The sequence below is a fragment of the Pelomonas sp. SE-A7 genome, from assembly GCF_030345705.1.
GTDB lineage: Bacteria > Pseudomonadota > Gammaproteobacteria > Burkholderiales > Burkholderiaceae_C > JAUASW01.
The window spans coordinates 1,723,065-1,734,819 of sequence record NZ_JAUASW010000001.1 but is presented as its reverse complement, the minus strand read 5'-3'; the positions used below and the strand labels follow the sequence as shown (position 1 = coordinate 1,734,819).

Genomic DNA, 11,755 nt, shown 5'->3' with positions numbered 1-11,755 from the left:
CAAAAAGCGGGAGAAGTCAGTGGAGTGGATTGTCATCATCTTGCTGGTCGCGGGTGCCTGGTACTGGGTCAAAGGTCGGGCTAAGCCGGCGTCATCGCCGCAGCGGACAGCCGCCGCAGAGGTGGCAGCGCCGGAAATTCGTGTCACGTTCACTGCCACGACTACTAGAAGCGGCTCTCGAAGTTCTGAGGTACCCATGGACATGGGCGAACTGAGCAGCACAGGCGAGGGTGCCTGGTTGTTGAATCCCAAATCTCCCTTGCCTCTTACGGTCGTTGGAGCAGACCGAGTGACCGCCGCCCGCCTGAAGGACCTTCTTGGACGAGCCGAGTACTGGACACAGAAGGTGCCTGAGGTGGCGCTGCTTATCGCCCAGCACAACCTTCAATTCAAAGAGTTGGATGCATTCGTTGCTCAACACAAGCGCCGCTTTGACGCAGACGTGGAGCAGAGGATTGCCAGCTCTTCTGAATGGGCAGCCGCTTCGGCGAAGGACCGCGCGGACCTCCGCAGTGAGTTTGAAGATGCGGCAGAGGAGGCGCTGGGCATCTTCGTTGGCCGGGCTGACCTGGGCCTTTTGCTTCACGGGCAACCCGCCGCGTTTGCAGACGACGACGAGCTACTCAAGCTGTTCAATGGTGACGCGACGCTGTACTCGTTCTACTTGTCGCAGCTCGGCCGCGCGAATCCCGTCGTAACCGTGAAGGCTGAGGACTACGGCCGGAAGTCCTGGGAGCAACTGGTTGAAAAGGGGATGGCTCAGCGAGGGAAAGACATCCCTTTGCAGCTCCTGTTGGAGGGGCTGAAGCTCAAGGAGCTGAACGACATCCTCGCCGATGTAGTCGGCAAGCCCCTTGGCCGTAAGGCAAAGGCGGTGGAGGTTGCTGTGGCCCTACCGGACCTCCACGACCGGCTGTCGCAGCGCATCGCTTTTCGCGAGATGTTCCAGGCGCTGCCTCCGGCTGACCTTGATGTCGCGGGCCTTGTAGGGTCGTTTGCATACGCCAGTTCGGTGGCCACTGTGGTGCAGCAAACCTATTTCACGGCTGTTCAGACCCTTGAAGCTATCGAGGAACGCAAGCGGGACTCGGGCATCTACGACGCGTGGGAGATTTCGAACTGGGAGGACCCTCTGCCTGCGTGTGCTGCAGCCGTCTGCAAGAAGTACGACCGCTTGCCTGCGAAGCGCCCGCCGTTTCACGTTGGTTGCAACTGCCGGTTGGCGTGCTCGTTTAAAGACTGAGTGCGCCTGCCACAAAGTAGGGGCGAACAGAAGTGAGCAGATTCTTTGGAGCAGCCTTGGGAACGCTCTTGGACGTTGTGAACTGCTTCGACCGAGTCAAGGCTCGTCGGAGTGATGAAGAATTCACTGCGCGTCACAAGGAGCTTCAGCGAGCGTGCATCTGGGGCACAGCCCTGCTTTTCGCGGTTCTGGGTGCTGCGCTTTTGGCTGGCAGCTTTTTAGCACGTTCAGCGACGTGCTCCGGAATCCGGGGACATTGGAGAGGCTGCGCCCGACTCTGGCCTATGTTGTTCTTGGCGCCTTGGGGCTCTCGTTCGCTTACTGTGCCTATTGCAATTGGCGGCTCAGGAACCTCATCAATGGCAACGACGTAGAAACCTGAGGGTCCTAGGTCTGACGCGAGATGGTCTGCCGGTAGAAAGGGATAGGGTCTATGGGTGTTTCGTTTGAGGCAACGTGCCGGGTCTGCCGGCATTGCTGGCTCCACGCTGAAGGTGGTGGCATGGTATTTGTTCAAATGGTGTGTGGTACATGCGGGTCGACAACGGCGTGGCCCCGATACGCTCCAGACCGCAAGCCGGCTCCTATGTCAAAAGGTGAGCTCCGTGAGTATGTAAAGAGCGGAGGGCAGGAGTGGTCAGCGCAAGGACGGCTATTCACGACCGCGGAGCAGGAGTTGCTGCAACTGTTGTTTTCTCATTGCGGCTGCGGTGGAAATCTGTACCCCGAAGGGCACAAGCGCGCCCGAGTTCGGTGTCCTGAGTGCGCCAGTTCTGAAGTGGAGCGTGGGGACGACGAAGCCTTGTTCGACTAACTGTCGGCGAGCAAGCGCAGCATGCTTCTGTCTGCATTTCCGGTTGCCAAAGACACCTCATCCGTGCGGGGCAAGTGCGCTATGTTGGTATCTGAGGCACGGCCTTGGTGGCTCGTCGTTGCGACGCTGCTTGCAATGCTGTTTCAGGGGTGTTCCACAAAGGTCTCGCAGCGCCAGGCTGTCCCGTCGATTGGTCAGGCGATTACCTGCAAGGCCACTTCGGCGCACCACGACGGCGATACGTTCACTTGCAGTCCAGATGGGAGCTACGGCGCCCCCTTCGTTGTTCGCGTTGCGAGTATCGACGCTCCTGAGGCGGGACAGCCGTACTGGCGTGTGTCACGGACCCGCCTGCGTGAGCTTGCCGCACCTGGCAGTTCCGTCGAATGCTACAAGGTTGACCGGTTCGAGCGACGTGTCTGTCGGCTTAGAACAATTGACGGCCGAGACGCAGCGAACCTGATGCTGTCGGAAGGGCTGGCCTGGTACCTGGAGGACTACGCCGATGAAGACGTCGTGGTTGACCGCGAGCGGTATCGCCATCTGCAAGCGGAGGCTCAAAGGGCGAAACGAGGACTGTGGGCTGAGCCGGCCCCCATGTCTCCAAAGGCCTGCCGACAGCGCAGGCAAGCCGGGCTAAGTTGCCGTTGAATCGAACTTCCAACAACTCGAACAGTGCGATGCTTCATGCTTTGATGGCACATGTACTGTTTTGCGTCGTGACCCTGTCCGGTTTCGTGTGCGTTGGCGAGACGACCTCTTGAAGGACCATCCCGGACTTGATGACGCTGTAGTCGAAGTTTGTCCCAGCGACTGCCTAAAGTTGCGTGCTTTCAGGCGCTTGCCAGTCCGCAGGCTGACCTGCCATGTTATTTGCGCCCCGCCGCACGTACATCCGAGAGTCGTGCGTAAGACTGGTAGGGCAGCCGGCTCGCTCGACCTCCAGCATGACTACGAGCCGGTTATTGTGATGAACCGCTCGGGTTTGAAGCGCAACTGTCGGATAGACGAAGTCGCGCACTTTGGCTCGTAGCGCCCCCATGTATTCCTCAATGACGGTCTCGTTTGCTTCACCGCCGGCCCATTTGGCGACAGCATCAGCGGTGCCGCGAATCTCGCACGAGTCGGACACCCCAAAGTAAATCGTGCCGCCCTCAGTATTCGCGAACGCTACAACCGTCTTCAACACCTGCTGGAGCTTGTCTTTATCCCCGGGCGGCGTTGTGCCGCGAGGCAGGTCCAGAAACTCTTTGAATTCCGTTCGGAGACCCTCGCCGTTGTAGATTTGTTGGAGCATCCCTGGCTCCGCGGTGACTGCCTTCCGCTGGGCTAGCATGGACCTTCCACTGACAGGGTACCGAGTGTCTTCTTTGTGGAAGTCGTAGACGGTACCTTCGTTGTCGACTACCAGGAGTTCTAGCCGTTGGGCGTCGGCAGGTACGTCAAGCGCCGCTCGACCTGAGGTTACCGTCCCTGCGAGATGTTGGAAGTGCCCTCCAGCCCAGCAACACCCAGCCACTGACAATCCCTGCGAGCCCGCGAGGCTCCCTGCGATGCTGACCACAAGGCTGCCTTCAGACCATTCGGCGTTGCCGAAGTAGGCACGCGTCTCGGGCATAAGCACGACGATATGCCCAGTGGAGCTATCCGATGGGCCGTGATATTGCCTTAAGCCAAGCCAATGCCGCGCAGCCTCAAAGGGGTCAGGGTAGTACGGCTCGCCCACCGCAACAAGCCGCTCTTGCTGCGGCACGTTTACGTGTGCGTGAACTTGGATGTCGTACACACGCCCGGCCTGTTCCATCCAGTAGTTTTCTACAGTGGCCTCGGTCACGCAACAACCTGGAGGGCTGGACACCGCGACCGTCTCACCGGCAATGTCCACGCTGCCGTCAGCAGCGCGCAATAGAAAGTTGTGAAGTTGTTCGGTAGTGAGCTGCTGAGAGAACAAGACGGAGCTTCGATAGCGACAGACTTGCTCGGCCGCCTTTTCTCCCTGCATTGGCCGTACAACTACTCCCATAACTGCCCATCGCTGCTGGACGGCGTCCTTAACAAGTACGCCGCGGAGGGAGAACGCGGCGTTCGGACCTGCGGTTTGCAGCTCCGTCATCAGCGAAGCGGGGATGGTGGAAGGGTTGTGAGTAGCTATCAAGGCCTCGTCCCTGGATTTTCCGGGTCAGTCTAGTGCACCATCAATCTTGCTCAGGCTGCTTGGTCGACACATGAAATTTGTCTGAGGACCCAAGCGGTGGACGCGCCCCGAATGCGCCGCCGGAGGATGCCGACAAACGGTCCCGAATTGGCGGGGCTCATCTCAGTTGAGCTGTCCCAGGGGCAGTAGCGACCGGCTCCTTCGGGCCTTGTCTAGCTTTGAGCGCGCCTAGAAGGAGTGGATTTCTCTTAGGCTTTGTAATGGGTATGAACCAGGGGTCCATGTGCTCGATTACTGCTCGCACTTGCTCGACAGAACCGAGGTCGTCGACTGCTCGCCTATTGATGGAGCCGGATGGAGGCGAGAACACAGCTTGTCCAGGGTGAGAGTCCGGAATCAGTCGCCGGACCGCATCTTGACAGGACTTGCGCCCTTCAGTTGAGGCCGCGAGCGGCAGCAGCAGTACACGCCGTTCTTCGCTGAGTGAGATTTCGAAGGCAAGTGACTTCACTGATTCCTCATCACCAATTGCGCCGACAAGGATGACTAGGATGCAAGCAATAGATGGGGCCACTCGCAGAACCTGTTCGTGATTGATGACTGCGAGTAGTTCCGGTTCAAGTGATTCCGCCGCATTCAACAACGCTTCGGCAGCATCTCTCCGTGTGCTGATGTTTCCAGCACTTACGCATATCTTCAATAGCGCGCGCCTAGTTTCCTTCGAACCCTTGGAGGCTACAACGTCAAAGACCATTGGTCGCAGGGCTGGGTCGTCAGTTGTCTGCGCAACCGCGAGCAAAGAGTTGATTTGGGCTTTGGAAAGCCGTGTCGAGACACTCAGTAGCTTTACTGCCCGTCGAGCAATGGGATAGCCATGTCCTTGCTCATACCGAAAGCTGTCTGCCATCCATGTGTCTGCTGCGAGCAGGACTAGAGGAGCTAGGAATTCATCCACTGGTCGGCTCTCTATGGCGTCTAGCAGCGCATCTTTCGTGTACCGACTGCGGTCCTTGGCAAAAGCATCAAGCTCAGACGGCAATGCGGGTGGCGTCCTGTTTGCCAAGCCACCTAGTGCAGCTGCGACGGCCTTTGAGTACCTATGGCTAAGGAACTCCTCTACCAAATCCCAATAACCAACTTCAATTGCAATTGCAACCGCTGCTTGGGCCATCTCACCGCTGCTTGCCACTCTTGAGAGCTCCCGGAGCTCATCCTTGCAGCTGCCAGCGCTTTGACGTACGTGCTGAATCTTCGCAAGCAGTGCTTCTTCGCTCGACGGTGCAATGCTAGCGACTATCAGTAGCGCGTCATTGCTTAGAGAGTCGTGCGTCGGCCATGCTGGATGCAATCGGGCCAGATAAATCTCGGCAAAGGGCATTGGAAGGTGCGAATGCCATGACCGCAAGAGTGTCTGACGCTCAAGTGCTTGTTCATCGTTTGCCAAAGCGGCGCGTGCCAAGTCGTCGAACAGTTCAAGAAGGCGACGATTGTTAGCGACTGCCAGGAGCACTTGCACTACCGCATCAAAGGACTTGGGTCCTGCAAGAAATATGCATTTCGCGGCTTTGCGCCGCGTGGTGGCGCTCGCGCTTCCTACAACGAGCCTTCGCACCAGAGCATGCTCAATGCAAGTGTTCCAAGCGCTTTCCGCAACTTCCCAGAACAAGTCTTCGTCATCACCGTCTGTTGTGCGAGTAGCTAGGCAGGCTAGCTCGTCAGGGGTGACTTGGCTTGGTCGATGCCTCGCCGCATAGAGCCACCATCGCAAGATTTGATTTGCTTTTTCACTCTTGTCGAGGGCGCGCCAGCCTTCGCTGTCTCGGATGGAATTTACGTAGCCCGATAGCCAATCATCAAGCGCGACCCAGGACTCGGCGTCCATCATCGAAAGCTCATTTGCATACTCGTCGCTGTAGTGTCCGTTCTCGACGGCCAGGCTGTCTTCTAGAAGGCTACTTTCCTTTTCTTTTCTCCATAGAACAAGCGCTTCCTCAACAAGCCCACTTGCGCGAGTCGAGTCCTTTAGTGCTTCCGGGAAAATCAAGCGTGATGAAGATAGATAGGAGCCGCTTCTTATGAGTGTTTGCGCGCTCGTTGCAAAGGCGTCCGCCAAGTCGTCGTTGACTGCCCAAAGGTCGGCAACAAACTCTCTGTAGTAGCTTTCTGGCGAGAACGGTAGGACGTCAACGATAAATTTCGAGACAACGAGCCGAGCGTCTTCGTCACCTCTGGCTTTAGAAAGCCAAGTGGCTTCGGGCCGATAAGTGTGCTCGACATCGCCAAACATTGGTATGACCGACCAGCTTGTGAGGAATCGCGCAATGTCGGCGATGAGCGAGTTGGATGAGCCGGATGCCGCAATTAGCTTGAGCGCATCTTCAAAATCAGCGCCCCCGCTTCTCTTGACATGGTCGAGCAGCCAATCATCGACAGCTTGAATCAGGACAGGCGGGAGCTTGAGGTCAATTCCACGTCCTTTCGGCAAGGCTGAAAGAACTCGTGCGACGCCTTCGATGCCCCAGTCCTCACCTGGACTGTGGCAGTCCGTGCCTTGAAGTGCCCGGAATAGGTCGACAAGGCACTTCCTCATGAGGACCCTTGTTTCGGGCGCGAGCATCAGTGACGATAGAGCGGCTTCAACTCTTGGGTGGGCATAGGAAATTACAGAATCAACTTGGCGCAATGAACGGCCAGCGACTAGGAATGCCACGAGCTCTTCAAAGCCAGTCTCGTACACCTCTCTGAGCTCTGCTAGTTCGGTGTGAACGCTACGGAGTGCTTGCCATGTCAGACCTTTGTGGGCTGTAAGCAGCCCCCACAGAATGATTGCCCATCGTTCAGCATTTCGGACGCGTACTTGCGTTTGCAAGGTGGATTCAATAGCGTCGCTGTGTGCTGCGTCAATGGCGCGCCGGACGGCGTCGACTCCCTTCTGGTTGTCTGTGGTCACCATTTGACCGCTCAATGCGTCAAAGAATCGTTGAATCTCGAGCGGGGTAGTGAGCGCACTGAGAACCATCGCGCGATGGTCAACGGCAAGTTCTTGCAACGAGCGAGGTAGCGTCTTCAACCTTCTATCGAAAAGCATTCGATACTGTCTGGCGCCATAGCTACTCGCTTCAATGTTGATTGACCAACTCGCAACCGCTTGCGAAGCCTTTGCGTCGGCTAGCACGTCGCTTCTGCTGGTGACGATGAACATTCGGCTCTCCGTGGCCGCGTGGAGGTGGCTAGGAAGTTGCTCGCGCCAGTGTTCGGTGCCAGGTTCAAACCTATACCGTCCCCACGGGTCATCGAGGTAGAAGATGGCAGGGCCTCCTGCGCGATGAAGCCTTATGTCGCTTGGGCCCTGAACGCGGACGACATCAAGTCCGGGCACCTCCTTGCGCATCGCTTCCTGCAATGCCTCCGCCGTCATTGTTTTTCCGGTACCGGATGAGCCTTTGAGAACAACCGCCTTTCGCTCCTTCAACAAGCGCAGGATTTCGTCCCAATTTGTGGGAGGAACGTACTTGCTCAGCAAAAAAGTTGGCGCGAGGAATCCATCGAAGCGCGTGATTGTTTCCTCAAGGTCCTTGCGTCGCCAAACCCTGGCACCGGCACCAGACATGCGCGCGATTGCTTCATCGTGAAGCGACCGGTAGCAATCCAGCCACCTCGAGTGCGGGACATGGCAAACCTCTTGGAGTAGTTGTTTGACCTTCTCATCTACTCGCTCTTCGTCATGGTTGGCCAGTATGGAGATTCGTCTTGCAACTTCTGGGTCCTTATGGCCGACAAGGACCTTGGGCATGTCAGATTTTGTCGGCCACTGCCCGATGCTGTTGACTTGCAACTGGACCGCTCCAGCGGTTGCCGCGGCGCTCGAAATCAACAAGTAGCGAACGTCCTGGTTTTCGAGGCGCTTGGATGGAGATATCCGCTTGGGGCTGCCCTTCGTAAGCAGCGCCTTGACCAAAGGTACGGTCCACGGTCCGGTACTTTGGCGCTTGACTTGAACAACCAGCTTGTACTTGCTGAGTCCTATCGACGAAGAGACCAGCGGTGGAGTTCCTTCGACTTCGGCTTCGATATCTTCATAGCTTGCCGGTTCCAGTTCGACAGCGTTGGCCGCTTCGGTCTTGATGAGGATGTCTAGAGCAACCCAAACGGAGACCTTTACTTGGTAGAGGAATCCTAGAAGCGGTGCAGCACCGCCGGTGGTCGCGACTTCGTCATCTGGAAGCTTTTTTCCCCCCATGGTCGCTCATCTTCCTTTTGACTTGCAAGACGAGGCCCACAGAATCCATCGCATCGTTGAAATTCGTGCGACCCGTTCAGCTACCTCGACATGCTGATTGATGTATCGGTGAATGTCTGGCTCTATGGGATTTTGGATGGAAATGACCTTGATTCTTTGTTGGGTGACGGTTTGATGTTCATCTAGTGAAAATCACGACTCGGCAAGGTCAAGGTTCCCAGCAATTCCGAAAGGTCTTTCGCGTGCCCGACGATGATGTTCCGGACCTCGCCCTCGCGTTGCCAGCGGCCCTTGACAGCAAGCAGCCTGGCTCCGAGGATTTCACGCCGCTGCCTCTCTAGTACATCCCTCCAAACCACGAGTTGCACATCGCCCGTCTCGTCTTCAAGACTGATGAAAGTGACGCCACTCGCTGTCTCTGGTTGCTGTCGCACAGTCACCATTCCGGCGTAGCGGACAGGTCTTCCGTCGGGGAGGTCGTGCAAGTCGGATGCCGTGCTCAGCTTCATCTCGGACAGCGTTTCGCGAATCAGAGCAAGCGGGTGGCTGCGCAGGGATAGGCCTAGGGCCGCGTGGTCCCACGCAACTTCCTCGGCTTCAGGAGCCGCGTCGAGCTCCAGATACTCTTCTTCGATGCGTGCGTCACGGAGTAGTTCCGGCGTGCCTGTCCAACCTGCGGCATCCCATACCTGCTGCCGGCGGTGACCCGACAAGGCAGTCAGTGCATCGGCCGCGGCCAGCTGCCGCATGTCGAGTGGTGCAAGGCTCGCTCGCCGGGCCAAATCCTCGGCGTCGTCAAAAGGCGCAAGTGCACGTGCCGCCAAAAGGCGCTCGACAGCATCAGCCTTAAGCCCGTCAACCAGTCGCAATCCGAGCCGGACTGCCGGCATGGCCTTTCCATTGAAGGCTTCCAAGGTGCTGTCGCCGAGGCTGTTCATGACGTCAACGGGACGGACCTCGACGTTGTGTGCAATCGCGTCCCGAACTAGTTGCCGGGGGCTATAGAAGCCAAGAGGCTGTGAGTTCAACATTGCGCACAGGAACTCGGCGGGGTGATGGCGCTTGAGCCAGCATGAGGCGTAGACCAGTAGGGCGAATGAAGCCGCATGTGACTCTGGAAAGCCGTAGGAACTGAAGCCCTTGACCTGCTCAAAAATGCCCTGAGCGAACTCCAGCGTGTAGCCGTTAGAGGTCAACCCACCGATGAGCCGCTCCTCGTACTTGCCCAGCCCGCCCTTTCTCTTCCATGCCGCCATGGCGCGGCGAAGACCGTCCGCTTCATCGGGAGTGAAACCTGCCGCGAGGATGGCAATTTGCATGCACTGCTCTTGGAACACCGGCACGCCGAGAGTTCGCCCGAGCGCCTCTTTGAGCGCAGCACTGGGGTAAGTCACCGGTGCCTTGCCCTGGCGGCGCTCCAGGTACGGGTGGACAGCACCGCCTTGGATAGGGCCAGGTCGCACCAATGCGACCTCGACCACCAGGTCGTAGAAGCAGCGGGGCTGCAATCGAGGAAGCATCTGCCGCTGAGCGCGCGACTCGATTTGAAAGACGCCCACGGTGTCCGCCTGGCAAATCATGTCGTAGGTGGATTTGTCCTCCGCCGGAATGTCTTGCATCTCCATCTCGAAACCTTGGCGCTCGCCAATATGGTCAAGCGTCTTGCGGATGGCAGTGAGCATGCCCAATGCCAAGACGTCGACCTTTAGGAGTCCTAGCGCGTCGATGTCGTCTTTGTCCCACTCGATGACCGTGCGGTCCTGCATAGACGCGTTCTCGATTGGGACGATGCGGCTCAACGGACCTTTGGTCAGCACAAAGCCCCCCGTGTGCTGGCTAAGGTGCCGAGGCATACCGATGAGCTGGCCGGTGAGGTCCAAGAGCTGCTGGACAGCCAACGAGTCAGCATCGACGCCAATTTCCGCCAAGCGGTCCTTGTTGATGCCAAGGCCATCGAACCACTGATGAGTCTGCGAGATGGCCTTGACTTGCTCCAAGCTGAAGCCAAGTGCCTTGCCCACGTCCGTGATGGCGCCGCGGGTTCGGTAGGTCGCTACGGCGGCTGTGAGCGCAGCCCGCTTGCGGCCGTACTTGCGATAGAGGAACTGAATGACTTCTTCGCGCCGTTCGTGCTCGAAGTCCACGTCGATGTCCGGCGGCTCATTTCGTTCGCGACTGATGAACCTTTCGACCAGGACAACAGCGCGTGCGGGGTCGACCTCGGTGATACCAAGGCAATAGCAGACCGCGCTGTTGGCAGCACTACCTCGCCCTTGGCAGAGGATGCGCTGGCTCCGCGCGAACGCCACGATGTCGTAGACGGTCAGGAAGTAGTGCTCGTACTTGAGGTCGCTTATCAGCTCGAGCTCATGTTCAATCTGAGCCTGGACTTTGGCGGGAATGCCGTCAGGCCATCGCCGCCCAGCTCCCTCGTAGGAAAGGCGTCGGAGGAATGAACTGGCCGACTCACCCTCAGGAACTACTTCTGATGGGTACTGATAGCGAAGCTCCTCCAACGAAAAATCGCATCGGCTGGCAATGAGCAGGGTCTCGTGAAGCAATGCGAGCTGACCGGCGTATCGGTTGGCCAAGCTAAGCCGGGACCTCAAGCGCCTCTCTGCATTGCCAACTAGGTTGGTGCCGCACTCGGTCAATGGCTTGCACAGGCGAATAGCAGTCATCACGTCGAGCAGAGGCTTTCTCGAGCGCACATGCATCTGGACGTCGCCTGTGGCCACCATCGGAATGGCGGTCAGTTCGCTTGCGTTTGAAAGGCGCTCAAAGACGACCTCGTCGTCCAGAATCTTGAGCTGCTCAACACCGAGCCAGCTACGCCCAATGAAGTTGGAAAGAAGCCACCGCGCGAGGTCGTTGCATTGGTCCTGCGAGCTTTCTCGAGCGGGGACGGCAATCACGAGGCAGTCCTCCAGACGCTCTGGTCGAATCGCATCTATCTGCAGTCGATAAGTGCCTTTGGGGGACTCGCGCCGCAGGGTGGTTATGAACTCGCATAGGTTGCCGTACCCGTTGTGGTTGCAAGCGAGCACCACCATCGTGAAGGGGGCGGCAGCGTCAACACGAAACTGGCTGCCGACGATGAGCTTGAGTCCAACTTCCTTGGCAGCCGTGTGCGCACGAACGACGCCCGCTAGGCTGCAGTAGTCGGTGAGTGCGATGGCCTTGTAGCCAAGCTTCTTTGCTCGTTCGACCAATTCGTCTGGTCTGCTGGCTCCTGTCAAGAAGCTGAAGTTGCTAATGCAACGCAGTTCGGCATAGGGGATGCGTAGGACCTCTTCCATGTCG

At 57.9% G+C, this 11,755-nt stretch carries 5 protein-coding genes; 2 read left to right on the top strand and 3 right to left on the bottom strand.

Translation table 11 applies throughout. The annotated features are described in order from the left end of the window. Positions 1–196: 196 nt before the first annotated feature. Entirely contained in the window at positions 197–1,243 is a 1,047-nt protein-coding gene (locus tag QT382_RS07845) for a hypothetical protein (protein WP_289253475.1), read from the top strand. An 835-nt stretch (positions 1,244–2,078) separates the two neighbouring features. Beyond that, positions 2,079–2,708, top strand: a complete 630-nt coding sequence (locus QT382_RS21055; protein ID WP_353957262.1) for a thermonuclease family protein — start codon at positions 2,079–2,081, stop codon at positions 2,706–2,708. Between the two features lie 166 nt (positions 2,709–2,874). Here QT382_RS21055 and QT382_RS07840 read toward each other — a convergent pair whose 3' ends face one another. From QT382_RS07840 to QT382_RS07830, 3 genes are all read right to left on the bottom strand, one after another. Next, positions 2,875–4,170 carry an AlbA family DNA-binding domain-containing protein gene (locus QT382_RS07840; protein WP_289253474.1) on the bottom strand — a complete coding sequence of 432 codons (1,296 nt, stop codon included), beginning with the start codon at positions 4,168–4,170 and terminating at the stop codon, positions 2,875–2,877. Between the two features lie 199 nt (positions 4,171–4,369). Further along, the gene (locus QT382_RS07835; protein ID WP_289253473.1) at positions 4,370–8,452 is read right to left on the bottom strand and encodes an nSTAND3 domain-containing NTPase; all 4,083 of its coding nucleotides are present in this window, start codon (positions 8,450–8,452) and stop codon (positions 4,370–4,372) included. 182 nt (positions 8,453–8,634) lie between these two features. Next, positions 8,635–11,751 (bottom strand): error-prone DNA polymerase, encoded by a 3,117-nt coding sequence (locus QT382_RS07830; RefSeq protein ID WP_289253472.1) that lies wholly within the window; start codon positions 11,749–11,751, stop codon positions 8,635–8,637. Positions 11,752–11,755 lie beyond the last annotated feature (4 nt).